The 18,219-nt window shown below is 68.2% G+C and carries 18 protein-coding genes; 7 read left to right on the top strand and 11 right to left on the bottom strand.

Features of this window, described 5'->3' with window-relative positions:
• Window positions 1–4: 4 nt before the first annotated feature.
• Entirely contained in the window at window positions 5–2,092 is a 2,088-nt protein-coding gene (locus tag CVV76_RS24965) for an ATP-binding cassette domain-containing protein (protein WP_158243131.1), read from the top strand.
• A 166-nt stretch (window positions 2,093–2,258) separates the two neighbouring features.
• On the opposite strand, the gene CVV76_RS10270 is transcribed toward CVV76_RS24965, so the two are convergent.
• The 4 genes from CVV76_RS10270 to CVV76_RS10285 all read right to left on the bottom strand — a co-directional run bounded on the left by CVV76_RS10270 (window position 2,259) and on the right by CVV76_RS10285 (window position 4,517).
• Entirely contained in the window at window positions 2,259–2,738 is a 480-nt protein-coding gene (locus CVV76_RS10270; protein ID WP_102224557.1) for a hypothetical protein, read from the bottom strand.
• 423 nt (window positions 2,739–3,161) lie between these two features.
• Complete coding sequence (locus CVV76_RS10275) at window positions 3,162–3,419, bottom strand: hypothetical protein (RefSeq protein WP_102224558.1); 258 nt, start codon at window positions 3,417–3,419, stop codon at window positions 3,162–3,164.
• A 136-nt stretch (window positions 3,420–3,555) separates the two neighbouring features.
• Entirely contained in the window at window positions 3,556–3,738 is a 183-nt protein-coding gene (locus CVV76_RS10280) for a hypothetical protein (protein WP_102224559.1), read from the bottom strand.
• Window positions 3,739–4,223: 485 nt separating this feature from the next.
• Window positions 4,224–4,517, bottom strand: coding sequence for a DUF1344 domain-containing protein (locus tag CVV76_RS10285; protein ID WP_102224560.1), 294 nt, complete (start codon window positions 4,515–4,517; stop codon window positions 4,224–4,226).
• A gap of 329 nt (window positions 4,518–4,846) precedes the next feature.
• On the opposite strand from CVV76_RS10285, the gene CVV76_RS10290 reads away from it, so the two are divergent.
• Entirely contained in the window at window positions 4,847–5,293 is a 447-nt protein-coding gene (locus CVV76_RS10290) for a GNAT family N-acetyltransferase (protein ID WP_102224561.1), read from the top strand.
• Between the two features lie 87 nt (window positions 5,294–5,380).
• On the opposite strand, the gene CVV76_RS10295 is transcribed toward CVV76_RS10290, so the two are convergent.
• From CVV76_RS10295 to CVV76_RS10320, 6 genes are all read right to left on the bottom strand, one after another.
• Entirely contained in the window at window positions 5,381–6,379 is a 999-nt protein-coding gene (locus CVV76_RS10295; RefSeq protein WP_102224562.1) for an ABC transporter ATP-binding protein, read from the bottom strand.
• Window positions 6,367–7,410: a Gfo/Idh/MocA family protein gene (locus CVV76_RS10300; protein ID WP_199178562.1), complete on the bottom strand. Its 1,044-nt coding sequence runs from the start codon at window positions 7,408–7,410 to the stop codon at window positions 6,367–6,369. The genes CVV76_RS10295 and CVV76_RS10300 overlap by 13 nt, the downstream gene beginning before the upstream one ends.
• Entirely contained in the window at window positions 7,407–8,249 is an 843-nt protein-coding gene (locus tag CVV76_RS10305; protein WP_102224563.1) for a carbohydrate ABC transporter permease, read from the bottom strand. The genes CVV76_RS10300 and CVV76_RS10305 overlap by 4 nt, the downstream gene beginning before the upstream one ends.
• Before the next feature lie 13 nt (window positions 8,250–8,262).
• Entirely contained in the window at window positions 8,263–9,183 is a 921-nt protein-coding gene (locus tag CVV76_RS10310; protein ID WP_102224564.1) for a carbohydrate ABC transporter permease, read from the bottom strand.
• A gap of 229 nt (window positions 9,184–9,412) precedes the next feature.
• A complete protein-coding gene (locus CVV76_RS10315) occupies window positions 9,413–10,666 on the bottom strand; it encodes an ABC transporter substrate-binding protein (RefSeq protein WP_102224565.1) in 1,254 nt (417 codons plus the stop codon).
• Window positions 10,667–10,725: 59 nt separating this feature from the next.
• Complete coding sequence (locus tag CVV76_RS10320) at window positions 10,726–11,619, bottom strand: N-acetylmuramic acid 6-phosphate etherase (RefSeq protein ID WP_102224566.1); 894 nt, start codon at window positions 11,617–11,619, stop codon at window positions 10,726–10,728.
• A 153-nt stretch (window positions 11,620–11,772) separates the two neighbouring features.
• On the opposite strand from CVV76_RS10320, the gene CVV76_RS10325 reads away from it, so the two are divergent.
• From CVV76_RS10325 to nagA, 4 genes are read left to right on the top strand one after another with little or no spacing between them, the layout of a single operon-like run.
• Entirely contained in the window at window positions 11,773–12,615 is an 843-nt protein-coding gene (locus tag CVV76_RS10325; protein WP_102224567.1) for a BadF/BadG/BcrA/BcrD ATPase family protein, read from the top strand.
• Entirely contained in the window at window positions 12,612–13,382 is a 771-nt protein-coding gene (locus CVV76_RS10330; protein WP_102224568.1) for a GntR family transcriptional regulator, read from the top strand. The genes CVV76_RS10325 and CVV76_RS10330 overlap by 4 nt, the downstream gene beginning before the upstream one ends.
• Window positions 13,379–14,404 carry an SIS domain-containing protein gene (locus CVV76_RS10335; RefSeq protein ID WP_102224569.1) on the top strand — a complete coding sequence of 342 codons (1,026 nt, stop codon included), beginning with the start codon at window positions 13,379–13,381 and terminating at the stop codon, window positions 14,402–14,404. Before CVV76_RS10330 ends, CVV76_RS10335 begins: the two co-directional genes overlap by 4 nt.
• The gene (gene nagA, locus CVV76_RS10340; protein WP_102224570.1) at window positions 14,401–15,558 is read left to right on the top strand and encodes an N-acetylglucosamine-6-phosphate deacetylase; all 1,158 of its coding nucleotides are present in this window, start codon (window positions 14,401–14,403) and stop codon (window positions 15,556–15,558) included. The genes CVV76_RS10335 and nagA overlap by 4 nt, the downstream gene beginning before the upstream one ends.
• A gap of 25 nt (window positions 15,559–15,583) precedes the next feature.
• Here nagA and CVV76_RS10345 read toward each other — a convergent pair whose 3' ends face one another.
• The gene (locus tag CVV76_RS10345; RefSeq protein ID WP_102224571.1) at window positions 15,584–16,021 is read right to left on the bottom strand and encodes a MarR family winged helix-turn-helix transcriptional regulator; all 438 of its coding nucleotides are present in this window, start codon (window positions 16,019–16,021) and stop codon (window positions 15,584–15,586) included.
• Between the two features lie 215 nt (window positions 16,022–16,236).
• On the opposite strand from CVV76_RS10345, the gene CVV76_RS10350 reads away from it, so the two are divergent.
• Complete coding sequence (locus CVV76_RS10350) at window positions 16,237–18,186, top strand: FAD-binding monooxygenase (RefSeq protein ID WP_102224572.1); 1,950 nt, start codon at window positions 16,237–16,239, stop codon at window positions 18,184–18,186.
• The last annotated feature ends 33 nt before the right edge of the window (window positions 18,187–18,219 follow it).

The following is an 18,219-nucleotide window of genomic DNA, read 5'->3' on the forward strand; positions in this document are numbered from 1 at the left end:
GCAGATGGCTGATCCGAAGCAAGCGAACGAGTCCCCGGCGCTTCTGCGCATCCGGGGGCTCAAGAAGAACTTCGGTGCCGTTCAGGCCCTGGGGGGCGTCGATTTCGACGTCTACCCGGGGCAGGTCACGGCACTGGTGGGAGACAACGGCGCCGGCAAGTCGGTGCTGACCAAATCCATCGCCGGCATCCACGAAGCCGACGGCGGCGAGATCCTGTGGGAGGGCAAGCCCGTCCGCATCCGCTCTCCCCGTGACAGCGCGGCGCTGGGGATCGAGGTGGTCTACCAGGATCTCGCGCTCTGCGACAACCTCGACATCGTGCAGAACATGTTCCTCGGGCGCGAGCGGCTGAAGGGCCGCCTTCTCGACGAGGACGCGATGGAGCGCGAGGCCGCGAAAACGCTGGCCGGCCTGCGGGTGACGACGCTGCGCTCGATCCGCGCGCCCGTGGCGGCACTCTCGGGCGGGCAGCGCCAGTCGATCGCCGTCGCCAAGGCGGTGATGTGGAACTCCAAGCTGGTGATCCTCGACGAACCCACCGCCGCGCTCGGCGTGGCCCAGACCGGTCAGGTGCTGCAACTCGTGCGCCGCCTCGCCGATCAGGGGCTTGCGGTGGTGATGATCTCGCACAACCTCAACGACGTCTTCGCGGTCGCGGACCGGGTTGCGATCCTGCGGCTGGGCGAGATGGCGGCGCAGGGCCCGATCGAGGAATTCGACACCCAGCGGGTGGTCGAACTGATGACCACCGGCAAGTCCGACCATGTCGTGACACCGGGTCAGGGCACCGCCGCCCCCTCGATCGCCAACGAAAACGCGCTGGAGGTCGCCGCCTCGCGCGAAGCCAGCGGCGAGGCCGGCCCCTCGGCCGTCGTCGGCGAAGGCCACGTGGAAAGCTTCGGCAGCTACATGCGCGCGGCCTGGTCGCGCATCCTGGCGGGCCAGAGTGGCGTTCTTCCCGTGCTCCTTGGCGTCGTACTGATCGCGGCACTGTTCCAGAGCCAGAATTCCAAGTTCCTCTCGAACGGCAACATCGTGAACCTGCTTGTGCAGGGCTCGGTCTTCATGCTGATCGGGATGGGCGAGGTCTTCGTCCTCATATTGGGTGAGATCGACCTTTCGCTGGGCTTCGTGGCCGGCATCGGCGCGACGGTCGCGGTGATTGCTCAGCAGCCTTCGGTCGGCTGGCCATGGTATGCGGCGGTGATCGCGGCGCTGGTGGTGGCGGGGATCCTCGGCACGTTCCAGGGCCTTTTGATCACCAAGCTCCGGCTGCCGTCCTTCGTGGTGACGCTGGCGGGTTACCTTGGGTTCCAGGGCATCATGATCCAGATGCTGGGCCAGGGCGGCACGATCCCGATCCAGGACGAGACGATCAACAACTTTGCCAACGGCACGCTCAGCCCGGCGCTCGGCTGGGGGCTGACGATCGTGGCGATTGCGATATTTGCGGCCTTCACCTTTGCCCGCGATGGCAAGCGGAGAGCCTCGGGCCTCGTCGCGCCGCCGATGGGGCTCACGCTCCTGAAGGTCGCGGCGGCGGTGATCGCGGGCGTCGTTCTGGTGGTGATCTCGAACATGAACCGCGGCGTGCCGGCCTTCCCGCTCAACGGCATGCCCTGGGTCATTCCGATCGTCTTCCTCGTGCTGGCACTCTGGGCCTTCGTTCTGGGCCGCCTTCGGTTCGGCCGCTACCTCTTCGCGATCGGCGGCAATGCCGAGGCTGCGCGGCGCGCCGGCATCAGCCTGGCGAAGATCCGCGTCGCGGCCTTTGCGATGGCAGCGATGACCGCGGGCCTTGGCGGCATCATCTACGCCTCGCGCCTGCAGTCGATCTCTACCAGCTTCGACGGCGGCACGATCGTGCTTTACGTCGTCGCCACCGCGGTGATCGGCGGTACGTCGCTGTTCGGCGGACGCGGCCACCCGCTGCACGCGGTGCTGGGCGGCGTGGTGATCGCGGCCATCGTCAACGGCATGGCGCTTCTGGGCCTGCCCGCGGCAGTGCAGCTGATGGCGACGGCCGTCGTCCTGCTGGCGGCGATCACCGTCGACGTGGTGGTGCGGCGCCGGGGCGAGACCACGCGCTGACCGGCCGACCGAACGACAAACCAAGGGCCGCCCCACCCCGGGCGGCCCTTTTCCTTTTCGCCCTCCACAGGGGGCAGGAACTGCCCCCCGCGCATATGAAAACGGGGGACCCGAGGGCCCCCCGCTGACCGGACTGTGCAGCCCGGGTCACATCACCCGCAAAGGCTCAGTTGGTCTCGACCGTCGCATCGCCCGACACCGCCTTCTCGTGCGACGCGGTCTTCTGCTCGCCCGAAGCCGAGGCGTTGATCGTCGCGTCGGCCGAGGTATCGGCCTTCACCGGCTTGCCCGACAGGCCGTTGGCCTCTGCCTTGGCCTCGCCCGAGGTGATCTTGGAGGTGCCGGTCGTGGCGCCCATTGCCGACCCGGTGGTCATGTCCTTCGCGGGCTTCATCGCGGTGACCGAGGCCATGGTGCCCTTGGTCTCGGTCTTGAACATCACGCCTTCGCCGACCTTGAACATCATGCCGTTGGCCGCGCCGGTGTTCAGGTGGTACTTGGCCCCGTCGATCGAGATCGTGTCGGTCGCCTTGTCCATCCCGGTGATGGTGCCGCTCTTGAAGGTGCTCGCGGCCATGGCCATGGGGGCGGCGGCGGCAGCGGCGATGGTGGCAACGGCGGCGATCTTGGTGAAACGGTTAATCATGGTCTTCCCTTTCGTCTGCCGGTTCCCGGAACGGCCGCCCCTTCGGGCGCCGGCAAGACCTCATCCCTCCCGGCGCGCCCTCTCGGGTGGCCGGGCCGTGAAATGGGTCCGTCTGGCGCCGCCGATGGGCGGGCTGATCCGGCGAACCCGGGGTTCGGCGGTTGAAAAACCCGGCATGAGCCGGGGCGACTGACGCGTCCCGGACGGCATATGCCCGGTCGTCTGACGTGTCGGGAATACAACGCAGAAGCCGCATACCTGTTCCTGAAAACATCGCCGCACTGTCCCGGCGCAACCCTTCGGAAGGTGACGAAGACGGCGTGCCCAAGGGCCAGGCATGAAAAAGGCGGGGTGCCACTTCCGGCACCCCGCCCTTTTCCGCCCCCCTGGCAGGGGCGGCCCCGGCTGCTTCCGGGATCTGCCTCAGTTCTGCGGCAGCATCCGGCTGATCGAGTTCATCGCGCCCTTGGTCGAGGTCTTGACCAGCACATGGTCGCCCACGGCAAAGCTGCCCTGCGCGGCCCCCGAGTCGAGGGCGTAGCGCGCCCCGTCGATCGAGACGGTGCCGGCGACCGGGTTCATCGAGGTGATGGTGCCGCGCGAAAAGCTGTTGGCCATGGCCATTGGCGAAGCAACGGCCAGGGCGGCGGCGGCAACTGCGGCAAGTTTCAGAGTACGCATGTTATTTCTCCTTGGAGTGATCGGGGCCCCGCCTGGTGTCGCGCCCGAGATGGCGTGGCGGCAGGCCCCGGAATGCCTTGAATCAGGTGGTTCGGTGTCGGGGGCTTTCTGCCCCCGGGGCTTCGGTCGGCCGGGCTCAGCTTTTGCCCTGGCCCGAGATCACCGAGGGGATCGCCGAGGTCGTCGCAGTCACCTGCGGGCCGTAGAGGCCGTTCGAAATGGCCTTCTGGCTGCCCGAGAGCGGGGTACCGGCCATCGCGACAGGCGCGGCAAGCGCGAGGGCGGTGACGGCGGCAGCGGCAAGTTTGAGGGTACGCATGGTTTCTCTCCAGTTTTCCGGGGCGCCACGTTTCCGGGCGGCCCCATTCGAATTACATCTGTGAGCCGGTGGGCGAAGCTTTTCTGAACCGCTTCGTTCAGCTCGTGAACAAGCATTTAAGACTGAACAGTTCAGTTTAAAGCTTTCTCACGACCCGGTGATCACCATGTGACATGGAGTGAGTGGGGAAGACCCCGGCACAACCTCACAGCCGGGGTTGTTTGCACGGAAAAATACACGTCGGCAAATACGCCGAATTCGACTTTATCCCTTTTCTATCAGACATTAGACAGGATCACGCCGCATGAGACCGCCGCGTGAAGTGAAAAAAATCCTGGAAAATCGGGAACCGCCGATCTGCACATCAGCTGTGCAATGGATCACAAATGACGCCGTCCTGCGCGTCGAAAGCCGTCGGCAAAACAGAAAAACGGGGGCCCGAAGACCCCCGTTTTCCAAACTTTTCGGCGCGATGCGCGAGGGGATCAGCCCTTGGCGGGTTTCGCCGGGGCCTTCGCCGCCTTCAGCTTGATCACGTGGGTCGCGTCGGCGGTCTTGCCCTTCATCATCCACTTCACCTCAACCTTTTCGCCGGCCTTGAAGGCGTGGCTCTTGTACTTGTGGGTCAGGTGGAAGGTCTTGCCGTCGGCGAGGGTCAGCGAATGCGACTTGGCGTCGAACATCTTGACGGTGCCGGTGGCGGTTTCGGTCTTGGCGAGGGCGGCGCCGGCAAAGCCGAGGGCCGCGATCGTGACGACGGGAAGCAGAATTTTACGCATGGCGCAATTCCTTGGAGGCCCGGCCTGAGGGCTGCGGGCGGGGTCATCCGTCTCGGTGGAACGGGTCCACGACCCGACCCGCGGATCGCCCGGTTCCACCCCGGATAGATCATGCTCATACTCCAGTTCTGGACTTTGGGAAGTGGGGGCCACCGCGGTGTGATGGGCGGTGATCGGCCGTGTGCCGCAATGCGGCGCCGGATGGGCCCGACGCCGCCCATTTCGCGGTTCGCGATGGGCCGCATACCGCCCATAGCGTCCTTTCCCTTGCCGCCATCGGCCTGTGCGCCTACCAAGACGGCACTCCGTAACCTGAGGGGAAGGCTGCGATGACCGATACCGCGATCCGCTGGGCCCAGTCCGGGGACGAGGCCGCCTGGCGCGGCCTCTGGGCCAGCTACCTGGAGTTCTACGCAACCGCCCTGCCCGAGGCGGTGACCGCCGCCACCTGGGCGCGCTGCCTCGACCCCGCGCATCCCATGGGGCTGCGCCTCGCGCTCGTCGACGGGGTGCCCGCGGGCTTTGCCCTGCATCTGTCGCATGCCTCGAGCTGGTCGCCCGCCGACGATTGCTACCTCGAGGATCTTTTCGTCGACGCCAAGGCGCGCGGCACCGGCCTTGGCCGGGCGCTGATCGAGGATCTGCGCGAGCTCTGCCGCGACAGGGGCTGGTCCCGGCTCTACTGGCTGACCGGCCGTTCAAACGCCCGGGCGCGCGCGCTCTACGACAGCTTCACGCCGACCGACGACCACCTGCGCTATCGCCTCGACGTCTGAACCGGGCGCCCGGGCCGGAAGACATGGGTCAACGCCCTCCCGTACCGGGGCGCACCCGCCAGACCATCATCGGCGGCGCGCCCTGCCCTAGCGCATCCGCAGCCCGTCCTTGTCGAACAGGAACCGACGCGTCGGATCGGGGCTCAGGTACACCGGCTCGGCCACGACGAAGTTGTGCTCGCCGAACAGGCGCACGGTCAGCAGGCCGTGCGGTTCGGTGTGGACATAGACGTTGGTCTCGCCGCCCAGATGCTCGACATGGCTGATCGTGCCGGCGATGTCACCGGTCTCGCGGCTGATCTCAAGGTGCTCGGGACGGATCCCCAGCGTCTCGGCCGCAAGCCCCAGCGCCCCCCCCTTGAGAAAGTTCATCTGCGGCGACCCGATGAACCCCGCGACGAAGGTGTTCGCCGGATCGTTGTACAATTCCATCGGCGCGCCCACCTGCGCCACCCGGCCCGCGTTCAGCACGACGATCCGGTCAGCCAGCGTCATCGCCTCGACCTGGTCGTGGGTGACGTAGATCATCGTGGCCTTCAGTTCCCGGTGCAGCCGCGCGATCTCGATCCGTGTGTTCACCCTGAGGGCCGCGTCGAGGTTCGACAGCGGTTCGTCGAAGAGAAACAGCTTGGGCCGCCGCACCACCGCCCGCCCGATCGCCACGCGCTGCCGCTGCCCGCCCGACAGTTCCGACGGCCGCCGCGTCAGCAGCGGCTCCAGCGACAGGAACCCCGCCGCCCTGTCCACCGCCTGCGCGATCTCGGCCTTCGGCGTGCCGGCCTGCTTCAACGCCAGCCCCATGTTGTCGCGCACCGTCAGGTGGGGGTAGAGCGCGTAGCTCTGGAACACCATGGCGATCTCCCGCCGCGCGGGCGGTGTCAGGTTCACCCGCGCGCCGTCGATCGACACGTCGCCCGCGGTCACGTCCTCCAGCCCCGCGATCATCCGCAGGAGCGTGGACTTGCCGCAGCCCGAGGGGCCGACGAAAACGCAGAACTCGCCGTCCTGCACCTCGAGGTCGACGCCCTTGATCACCTCGGTCGCGCCGAAGGACTTGGTCACGTTGGAAAGGGTCAGGGCGCCCATGGGGCCTCCTTCATGTTTACCGGCCGGCCGCTGCGCACGCTCTCGTCCGCCGCAAGGCAGATGGCAAGCGATTGCACGGCCTCGGCCATGTGTCGTGTCAGGTCCAGGTCCTCGGCGATGGCACGGGCGACAAAGGCCGCCTCGCGTTCGCACAACTCCTGGTGCCCCGGCTCGTCGGCCATGGAGATATCCTCATCCCCCTGCCCGACCTTGTGAAGCCTGAGCATCGAGGTCTTCGTATGGGTGTCGATATCGTCCGAGCGCGCGGTTTCCGGCATGCGGATCGACACCGCGCCGTTCGGGCTGACCACATCCTTCACGAAGAACGCCGTGTCCGACATCATCGGGCCCCACCCGGCCTCGTACCAGCCGAGCGAGCCGTCTTCGAACAAAACCTGGAAGTGGCCGTAATTGTACATGTCCGGCGCGATCTGGTCCGTCAGGCGCAGGCCCATGCCGCGCACCTCGACCGCGTCCGAACCCGCGATCTGCAGCATCACGTCGACATAATGCACCCCACAATCGACGATCGGCGGCGTGGTCTGCATCAACGCCTTGTGCACCTCCCACGTGGGGCCGGTGGATTGCTGATTGAGGTTCAGGCGAAAGACATACGGGCCACCCAGCGCGCGCGCCTCGCCGATCAGGCGCTGCCACGAGGGGTGGTGGCGCAGGATATAGCCCACCACGACCTTGCGCCCGGTCCGCGCGGCGCAATCCGCCACCCGTCGTGCGTCCGCGACCGTCGTCGCAAGCGGTTTCTCGACGAAGACATGGGCCCCCGCTTCCATCGCCGCGACGGCGAAATCGGCGTGGCTGTCGGAATAGGTGGCGATCGACACGAGGTCCGGCTTCAGCCGCGCCAGCGCCTCATGGAAATCTCCGCTCACCGCATAGCCCGCAAGCTCCGGCCCCAGCGTGGGGGTGGAGCGGTTGACCAGCCCCACCACCTCGAACGCCGGATCGCGGTGATAGGCCAGCGCATGGCTCTGCCCCATGTTGCCAAGGCCCGCCACCATCACCCGGATCATTTCACCGCCCCCGAGGTGATGCCGCGGATCAGCTGGCGCGAGAACACGAGATAGAGCACCAGCACCGGCACGATGGCCAGCGTCAGCGAGGCCAGCACCGCGTTCCAGTTGGTGACGAACTGCCCCAGGAACATCTGCGCCCCCAGGGTCACTGTCTTCACGCTTTCCGCGGGCGCCAGGATCAGCGGGAACCACAAATCGTTCCAGATCGGGATCATGGAAAACACCGCCACCGTCGCCATCGCCGGCCGAACAAGCGGCAGCACCAGGGTAAAGAAGATGCGGTATTCGCTCAGCCCGTCGATGCGGCCCGCGTTCTTCAGGTCGTCCGAGACGGTCTTCATGAATTCCGACAGGATGAACACGGCCAGCGGGATGCCCTGCGCGGTATAGACGAGGATCAGCGCGAACAGCGTGTTGGTCAGCCCCGCCGCCACCATCAGCTTCAGGATCGCGACCGTCCCCAGCCGGATCGGGATCATGATCCCCAGCGCAAGGTAAAGCCCCATCAGCGTGTTGCCCCGGAACCGGTATTCCGACAGCGCGAAGGCCGCCATCGCACCGAACAGCAGGATGAACGCCAGCGACACCACCGTCACCACCAGGCTGTTCCAGAAGTAGAGCGGAAAGTTCCCCTGCTGCAGCACAGTCTGGAACCCGACCAGGTCGAAACTCCCCGGCCCCGGCAGGCTCAGCGGGTGGCGAAAGATCTCGCGCCGCGACTTCATGGAATTGATGACGATGACGAAGACCGGGAACAACGCGATCACGGTGTAGATCAGCAGGATCGCATGGGCCGCCAGGGCCCGGCCATGGGAGGTACGCGCGCGTTTGCTCATGCCCCGTCTCCCTTCAGAACTGGTAGCGGCGCAGCCGCCGCTGGATGCCGAACAGGTAGACGCAGACCCCCACCAGGATGATCGCGAACATCACCGTGGCGATGGTCGCCCCCATGTTCGGATCGCCCAGCTGCAACTGGAAACCGAAGAAGGTACGGTAGAGGAACGTCCCCAGGATGTCGGTCGAGAAATCCGGCCCCGCCAGCGCGCCCTGCGCCACGTAGATCAGGTCGAAGGCGTTGAAATTGCCGACGAAGGTAAGGATCGAGATGATCCCGATCGAGGGCAGGATCAGCGGCAGCTTGATGCGCCAGAACTGGCTCATCCCGGTGATCCCGTCCATCTCGGCCGCCTCGATCACCTCCTCGGGGATCGACAGCAGGGCTGCATAGATCAGCATCATCGGAATGCCGATGAACTGCCAGACCGAGATCAGCGCGATGGTGGTCAACGCGGTATGAGGATCGCCCAGCCAGGGCGCGAACCAGTGCCTGAGGCCCACCGATTTCAACAGATCCGGCGCGATGCCCCAAAGCGGCGAGAGGATCAGCTTCCACACGAAACCCACGATGACGAAGCTCAGGATCGTCGGCACGAAGATTGCGGTGCGATAGGCCGCCGCGAACCGCAGCCGGTTCGACGACAGAAGCGCGGCCAGACCGATCCCGATCGGGTTCTGCACCGCCATGTTGACGACGAAGAACCAGGTGTTGTTCCACAACGCATTCCAGAACTGCCCCGACCAGTTCGGATCGCCGAAGAGCTTGGCGAAATTCCCCAGCCCCACGAAGGCGGCAACCTTGTCGCGCACCTCGTAGAGCGACAGGTCGAGCGTCGCGAACAGCGGCACGATCATGATCGCCGTATAGACGATCACCGCCGGCGCGAGGAACACGCCGACATGCCAGCGCACAGGCTTGCGATCCTGGGCCATGCCCTCACTCCCTGCTTTTCATCTTGGCAAAAATACTCTCGGGGGGTCCGGGGGGCCGACAGCCCCCCGGCCTTCAGGCAGGGACCCGGGCGCCGACAGTCCCCGGGCTTTCACACAGTGACCGCGGGCCGCCCCCGCCACGGCTTTCAAGCGGGGTCCGGGGGGCACGCGGCTCCCCGGCCTTCGGCGCCGCGAATGCGCGCCGCGCACCGGATCCGTGCCGATCCGGTCACTTCTGCTGCGGCTCGTACCAGCTCGCCAGCCCCTTTTGCAGTTCCTCGGCCGCCTGCTCCGGGGTCTCGGTCTTGTTCATCACGTTGGCCGAGGCTGCCCAGAGCGCATTCTCCAGGTTCGGCGTCCCGCGCGACAGGATCTGGTAGGTATAGCGCATGGTGGGCTTGCACGACTGGCGCCAGCTCAGGAACTCGTTGGCAAGCGGATCCTTGATCGTCACCTTCTCCTTGGTCAGCGGGAAGAAGCCCGGCAGCGCGTTGCCGTAGATCTGCGCGAACTCCTGGCTGCCCACCCACTTGAGGAAGGTCATCGCCGCGTCCTTGTGCTTCGAGGCCGCGTTCAGACCCAAGGCGTGGTCGGGCTGGTCCGAGATGTAGCACTGGTCGCCCGCTTTCTGCACCGGCGGCGGGAAGGCCCCCATCTTGAAATCGGCCTGCTTCTCGAAGACCGAGATCTCCCACGATCCGGCCGGGTAGATCGCCGCGCGGCCCAGCGTGAACAGGTTCTGGCTGTCGGGATAGGTCTGCGCCTTGTAGCCGTCGCCCATGTAGTCGGTCCACTTGACCAACTGCTTGAACGGCTCGACGAACTGCGGATCGGTCAGCTTCTCGGTGCCCGCGATCACCGCCTTGCGGCCCTTCTCGCCGTCCCAGTAGGTCGGGCCGATGTTCTCGTAGCCCATGGTCGCGGCCTCCCACTGGTCGTGGGTGCCCATGTCGAGCGGGGTGTAGCTGCCGTCCTTCTTGATCTTGTCGAGATCGGCGTAGAATTCGTCCACCGTCTTCGGCGCGGCATCGATACCGACGTCCTTGAAGGCATCCTTGTTGTAGATGAAGCCGTGAATCACGCTGGCCATCGGCACGCAGAAAGTATGCTTGGCATCGTCGGTCTGCCACGCAGCCTTTGCCACGTCCGAGAAGTTCGACATGATCTTCATGTCCGACAGATCCGCCAGCTGCCCCTTCTTGAAGAGCGCGAGCGAGGCGTCGAACGGCCGGCAGGTGATCAGGTCGCCCGCCGTCCCGGCGTCCAGCTTGGAGTTCAGCGCGGCGTTGTATTCCGTCGGCGCCGAGGGCACGAACTTCACCTTGATGTCCGGATGTTCCTTCTCGAAGGCCGGAATGATCTTCTGCTGCCAGACCGTCAGGTCGTCGTTGCGCCAGCTTTCGATGGTGATCGTGGTGTCGGCCAGCGCCGCGGTCGTGCTCAGCAGCATCCCCGCAAGCGCGAGGCTGAAGGTCGTCTTCATGTCGGTCGTCTCCCTGTCTGCGGCCCCTGCCGGTCTCATGCCGGGTGCGGCCTTCCTGGTTACGGTTTCGTCAGTGCCTCCAGCGCGGGCCCGAGGTGCCCGCCATGGGTCTTGAGAAGGCGCGCGGCAAGGGCCGCATCGGCCCCCGCGGCAATCAGCACGGCGGGTTTCACCGCACCGCCGCCCGCCTCGAGCGCCGCCAGCGACGCGGCCTCGCCGGCGCCGGAAAGCGCCGCCACGATCCGCGACGCGCGGCCGCGCAGCTTTGCATTGTCGGCCTGCACGTTGACCATGAAGCCTTCATGCACGTGGCCCAGTTCGATCCCCAGCATGGTGGAGACGAGGTTGAGCGCGATCTTCTGCGCCGTGCCCGCCGCCATCCGGGTCGATCCCGCCACAACCTCCGGCCCGGTGTCGAGAAGGATCGGAACCTCGGCCATGGCCAGCAGCGGGCTGTCGGCGACATTGGCGATCCCCACGACGTGGCAGCCTGCCGCCGCCAACCCCTCGGCGCAGGCAAGCGTGTAGGGCGTGGCGCCCGATGCCGAGACGCAAAGCGCCACGTCCCCCGCCGCCGGCGCCAGTGCTGCAAGGTCGGCCGTGGCCTGCGCCGGATCATCCTCGGTCGCGCCCTCGAGATGCAGAAGCGCCCCGGCCCCACCCGCAAACAGCATCGGCGTGCGCTCCGGCGCGATGCCGAAGGTGCCCGCAAGTTCAAGCCGGTCCGCCAGCGCCATCAGCCCGGAGGAGCCTGCCCCGACATAGATGAGCCGCCCTTCGCCCCCAAGGGCACGGGCCGCCAGCGCGGCGGCCCGCGCCAGCCCCGGCAGGGCCGGCTCCAGCGTCGCGGCCGAGGCCAGCTGAGCCCGCATCAGGCGGCGCAACGCCTCGACCCGGGGCAACGCCTGTAGCCCCGCGCCATCCTGATGCCGTTGCTCGGTGGTGGCAGCCATCCGAATCTCCCTTCGCTGTTGATGATGCCAAACTAATACCAATCTGCCAAACACTTTCGTAAGTCGCGATTTTTCGGCGAAAAATCGTTGCCGACGCACGGATTTCTTGCACATTGGTATTCTTTTGGTATTGTCCCAGCAAAGGGAGTCGCCATGACCTTTCTGATGGGAATCGACGGCGGGGGCACCGGGTGCCGCGCCGTTCTGGCCGATGCCGAGGGCCGGGTGCTGGGCGAGGGCCGCGCCGGCCCCGCCAATATCGTGACCGATCCCGACGGCGCCCGCCGGTCGATCCTGGCCGCGGCGGAACAGGCGCTGCGCGGCTCCGGGGCGACGCTGGCCGATCCGGTCGCGGTGCTGGGCCTCGCGGGGGCGAACATTCCCGATTACGTCCACCGCCTTGCCGCCGCCCTGCCCTTCGCGCGCTGCCGGATCGAGAACGACGCGGTGATCGCGCTCAAGGGCGCGATCCGCGATTCCGACGGCGTGGTGGCAACGATCGGCACCGGATCGGTCTTCGCGGGACAGATTGCGGGAAAAATCGAACAGATCGGTGGCTGGGGCGCGGTGCTGGGCGACGAGGCCTCGGGCGCCTGGCTCGGCCGGGCGCTCCTGTCGCGCACGCTGCATGCCGCCGACGGGCTGGTTCCGCGCACCGCCCTTCTGGACGCGCTGCTCGTGGAGCTTGGCGGCGCAGAGGGCATCGTCGATTTCGCCCGTGCCGCGCCGCCCGACGCCTTCGGCCGCTTCGCGCCGCGGCTCTTCGACACCGGCGATCCGGCGGCCGAGGCGGTCCTTGCCCCCGCCGATGCCTGGATCGCGCGCTGCATCGACCGGCTGGCGGGCGATGCGGGCGGACAGGTGACCTTCCTTGGCGGGCTCGGCGCCCGCTTTGCCGCGCGCCTCGCGCCGCTCTACGGCGCAAGGCTTGTCCCGGCCCGGGGCGGCGCGCTGGACGGGGCATTGTTGCTCGCCCGGCAGGAGGCGGGGCTGTGATCCCGCTCTTCTCGCCCGAGGGGTTCGACGACAGCGGCCACGGCCCGCTCTATCGTCAGCTGTCGCGGCGGATCGGCGAGGGCATCGCGAACGGCCTGCTGAAGCCCGGCGAGACGCTGCCGCCCGAACGCGACATGGCAACGATGACCGGCCTGTCGCGGGTGACCGTGCGCAAGGCGGTGCAGGCGCTGGTCGAATCCGGGCAGCTGGTGCAGCGCCGTGGCTCCGGCACCTATGTCGCGCCGAAGGTCGAGCGGCTGGAACAAGCGCTGTCGCTGCTGACCTCCTTTTCCGAGGACATGCGCCGCCGCGGCAAGGCCTCGCACTCGGTCTGGCTCGACCGGTCGCTGCATTCGGCGACGCCCGAGGAGGTGATGGTACTGGGCCTTGCCGCGCATGACCGCGTCGCCCGGCTTGCCCGGGTGCGGATGGCCGACGGCGTGCCGCTGGCGATCGAGCGCGCCAGCCTGCCCGCGCGCCTGTTGCCCGATCCAGCGGCGGTGGAAACCTCGCTCTACGACGACCTGGACGCACGCGGCCTGCGGCCCGTGCGCGCCGTGCAGCGCCTCTCGGCCGTCAACATCGGCGCCGCCGATGCCGCGCTGCTGGAGCTGACGCCGGGCACCGCCTGCCTTCGGATCGAACGCATCGCCTATCTCGCCTCTGGCGCGACGGCGGAATACACATTGTCGCTCTACCGGGGCGACGCCTACGATTTCGCCGCCGAGCTGCGCCTCGCCGGCGACGACACGGGAGAGACGCCATGACGACCCACATGCAGGCCGAAGTGCAGGAGATCCCCGCCGCCACCGCGCGGTTCCTGGGCGCCAATGCCAGTGCCGCCGCCGACGCCGGCGCGGCGCTGCGCGCACGCGACCCGGGCGTCCTGGTGACCGTGGCGCGGGGCTCCTCCGACCATGCGGCGAGCTATCTGAAATACGCGGTGGAGCTGGTGGCGGGGGTGCCGGTCGCCTCGGTCGGGCCCTCGGTCGCCTCGGTCTACGGCCGGGCGCTGAAGCTTGACGGCGCGGCCTGCCTCGGGATCTCGCAATCGGGGCAGAGCCCAGACATCGTGGCGATGATGGAAAGCGCGGGGCGTGCGGGCGCGTTGACGCTGGCGCTCACCAACGTGGCGGGCGCACCGCTTGCACGGGCCGCAGGGCACGCGCTGGCACTGAGCGCCGGCGAGGAAAAGAGCGTGGCGGCCACGAAGACCTTCGTCAACTCGGTGGTGGCGGGGCTTCTGCTGCTGGCCGAATGGCAGCAGGACACGGCGCTGCGCGAGGCCGTCCTGGCCCTGCCCGGCGCCTTCGAGGAGGCGCTGAGCTGCGACTGGGCACCGCTGGCTGACCGGTTGGTCCGGGCACAATCGCTTTACGTGCTGGGGCGGGGTCCGGGTTTTGCCATCGCCAGCGAGGTCGCGCTGAAGTGCAAGGAAACATCCGGCCTGCATGCCGAGGCCTATTCGGCGGCCGAGGTGCTGCACGGCCCCGCCGCCATTGTGCAAGACCGCTTTCCCGTGCTGGCGCTGGGGGTCGACGACGCGGCCCTGCCCGGCGTGATCCAGACGGCCGAGCGGCTGGCGGCGCAGGGGGCGGACGTCTTCCTGACCGCGCGCGGCGCCGGGGGCGGCGTGCGCGCCCTGCCCCATGTCGCGGCGCTGCATCCGATCGTCGCGCCGCTGGTCCTGGTGGTCAGCTTCTATGCCTTCATCGAGGCGCTGGCCCGGCGGCGCGGGTTCGACCCGGACAAGCCGCCCTATCTGAACAAGGTGACGGAAACGCTATGAGCCGCGTAGTCCTGACCGGTGCCCGGGTCTTCGACGGGCAAGATCTTCTCGATGGCCTGGCCGTGGTGATCGAGGCGGGCCGCGTCACGGGCCTCGTGCCCGAAGCCGAGGCGCCGCGCGACGGGCGGGAGGATCTGGCGGGCGGCATCCTCGCGCCCGGTCTGATCGACCTGCAGGTGAACGGCGGTGGCGGGGTGATGCTGGGCGCCGATCCTTCGGTCGAGGAGATCGCGACGATCTGCGCCGCGCACCGGCCGCTGGGGTCGCTCCACCTCACGCCCACGCTGATCACCGACACGGCCGAGACGACCGCCCAGGTGCTGGAGGCCGGGATCGCGGCGGCGCGGGCGGGGGTTCCGGGCTTTGCCGGGCTGCATATCGAGGGGCCGCATCTCGATCCGCGGCGCAAGGGGGCGCATGACCCCGCGCTGATCCGACCGATGCAGGCGGCCGACCTCGACCGCCTGTGCCGCGCGGCGGCGGAGCTCCCCTCCCTCATGGTCACGCTGGCGCCCGAGGCGGCGCAGGAGGCCCAGATCGCGGCACTGGCCGCGGCCGGGGTGATCGTCAGCCTCGGCCACACCGACTGCGGGCTGGAGACCGCGCGGCGCGGTTTTGCCGCCGGGGCGCGCTGCGCCACCCACCTTTTCAACGCGATGAGCCAGCTCGGCAACCGCGAGCCGGGAATGGTCGGCGCGGTGCTGGACACCGAGGCGGCTCATGCCGGCATAATCGCCGACGGCATCCATGTCGCCCCCGAGACGCTACGCATCGCGCTGGCAGCCAAGCGCGGCACCGACCGGCTGTTCCTCGTGACTGACGCCATGGCCCCGGCGGGCACCCCGCTGACCGAATTCACCCTGGGCGGGCGGCGGATCCTGCGCCGGGAGGGGCGGCTCACGTTGGAGGACGGAACGCTGGCCGGGGCCGACGTTACCCTGCCCGGCGCGCTGTCGGTGGCGGTCGGGCAACTTGGGCTGACGCCCGAGGCGGCGCTGCGAATGGCAACGGCGGTGCCGGCCGCACTGATCGGCGCCTCGGACCGGATCGGCCGGATCGCCCCCGGGCGCGTGGCGGACCTCGTGCATCTCTCCGACGCCATGGCGCTCACCCGCGTCTGGGCGGCGGGCGAGGCGCTGGCGGTGCCCGCCTGAAACAGACTGCAACGCGTCCGAGCCACTAGGTGCCGCCGGGGTCCTGCCCCTCGTGCCCCTCGTGTCCCGCGGCCTTGGCCGCGAGGGCCACGAACTGGCGGTACTCGTCCTCTGTCAGCCCGGGCAGGATCTCGGCCTGAAGCGCACGGACCACGGGCAGGACCTCGGCCAGCAACGCTGCCCCGCCGGGGGTGAGCCGAAGCGTGCGCGCGCGCCGGTCGCGATCGCTGACCTCGCGCGCGACCAGCTTCTTTTGCACCAGCCGGTCGACCACGGCCCCCACCGTGGCACGATCCTTCGCCGTCGCCTCGGCAAGCCCGGCCTGGTCGATCCCGGGCCGGTGGCCGAGAGCGTCCAGCGCGGCGAACTGCACCGGCGTCAGGTCGAACCCCGCGGCACGCACCCGCTGGGCGAAGACATTGGTCGAGATCTGGTGCAATCGCCGGATCAGGTGCCCGGGCATGCCCGCGCTGTCGGTTGCCTCTGCCGCTGTGTCGGCACCAGGACCGTTCTTTTCCCTACCCGTTTCGCCCATCGGCCCGCCCCCGTCTCCGCCCGCGCGGCACATAAATGATACGTCGACTTACTTTTTCCCTTTGACGCGCGACGTGCAAGCGATAAATGATAAGTCGACTTATCGTTTTGCTCACTTGTCACCAAGCGCGGGGAGGCGCAGCCATGCAGTATCATCTCGACGGATTTCGCCCGGGCGACCCGGACCTCCAGCCCGCCGCGGCGGGACGCGAGGCCGGCCCGGGGCCCCTGCCGGAACGCGTGGACGTGCTGATCGTCGGCTCCGGCCCCGCGGGACTGACCCTTGCGGCGCAACTTGCAGCCTTCCCCGATATCTCCACCCGCATCGTAGAACGCCGTACCGGCCCGATGGAGAAGGGCCAGGCCGACGGGATCTCCTGCCGGTCGATGGAGATGTTCAACGCCTTCGGTTTCGCCGACACCGTGCTGCGCCAGGGCTACTGGGTGAACGAGACGACATTCTGGAAGCCCGACGCGGCAGACCCGGCCCGGATCACGCGCAACGGCAGGGTCCAGGATGTCGAGGACGGCCTTTCCGAGATGCCGCACATGATCCTCAACCAGGCCCGCGTGCATGACATGTACCTCGAGGTGATGCGTAAATCCCCCAGCCGGCTGGAGCCGGATTACGGCTGGGAGGTGACGGGTCTGACGGTGGATCCCGAGGCCGGGGACTACCCGGTCACGGTCACGCTTGCCCGCGCCGACAGCTCCGACACCCCCGCCCGGCGCCCCGCCCGAACGATGCGCGCGCGCTACGTCGTCGGCTGCGACGGCGCCCGCAGCGCGGTGCGCCGCGCCATCGGCCGCACGCTCGATGGCGCTGCGGCCAACCAGGCCTGGGGCGTGATGGACGTCCTCGCCGTCACCGACTTTCCCGACATCCGCTGCAAGTCGCTGATCCAGTCGGCCGACGAAGGCAACATCCTGATCATCCCGCGCGAGGGCGGCTACCTCGTCCGGTTGTACATCGAGCTGGAGAAGCTGGCCGAGGGCGAGCGGCTGGCGCGCGACCGCGTCACCGCCGACGACCTGATCGCGGCGGCGCAGCGGATCTTCCGCCCCTACGCGTTCGAGGTGCGCGACGTCGTCTGGTGGTCGGTCTACGAGATCGGCCAGCGCCTCACCCAGCGCTTCGACGACGTGCCCGTCGGTGCGGAAGCCACCCGCCTCCCTCGCGTCTTCATCGCCGGCGACGCCTGCCACACCCACAGCCCGAAGGCCGGACAGGGCATGAACGTCTCGATGGGCGACGCCTTCAATCTGGGCTGGAAACTGGTCTCGGTACTGACCGGTCGCTCCGCCCCCGAGCTTCTGCACAGCTATTCGGCCGAGCGGCAGGCCGTGGCGAAGGACCTGATCGACTTCGACAGGGAATGGGCGCGCATCATCAGCGCCCCGCCCGGCGACGCGGAGCGAGACGGCGAAGAGGGCAGCGAAGAGGGCGCCACCGCACCGAAGTTCCAGAGCTACTTCATCCAGCACGGGCGCTACACGGCGGGCATGTCGGTGACCTACGCGCCCTCGCTCCTGACCGGCGCGGCGACATGGCAGGCGCTTGCGCCGGGCTTTGCGATCGGAACCCGGTTCCACTCGGCACCGGTGGTGCGGCTGGCGGACATGAAGCAGATGCAGCTGGGCCATACCGTGCGCGCCGATGCGCGCTGGCACCTCTTCGCCTTCTGCCCAAACGAGGACCCGGCCGCGCAAGGCGCCGCAATCCGCGATCTCTGCCGGTTCCTGGCCGAGGATGACGCCTCGCCCTTGCGCCGCGCCACACCGCGGGGCGCCGACGCGGATGCGGTGATCGACCTCAGGGCGGTGTTTCCTCAGTCGCCCCGCACCGTCGCGCTGGAAACGCTGCCGCCGCTCCTCCTGCTGCGCAAGGGGCGGTTCGGCCTGATCGACTACGAGAAGGTGTTCTGCGCCGATCCCGCCCCCGGGCGCGACATCTTCGACCTGCGCGGCATCGACCGGGCCCGCGGCTGCCTTGTAGTGGTGCGCCCCGACCAGCATGTGGGCCATGTCCTGCCGCTTGCCGACCATGCCGGGCTTGCCGCCTATTTCGAGGGCATCCTGCGGCCCTCGGCCTGAGCCGTCATCAGGCCCGACCGCGGGTGCGCCCTG

Origin of the sequence: Acidimangrovimonas sediminis, assembly GCF_002871005.1 — a bacterium.
In the GTDB taxonomy this organism is placed as follows: Bacteria; Pseudomonadota; Alphaproteobacteria; order Rhodobacterales; family Rhodobacteraceae; genus Acidimangrovimonas; species Acidimangrovimonas sediminis.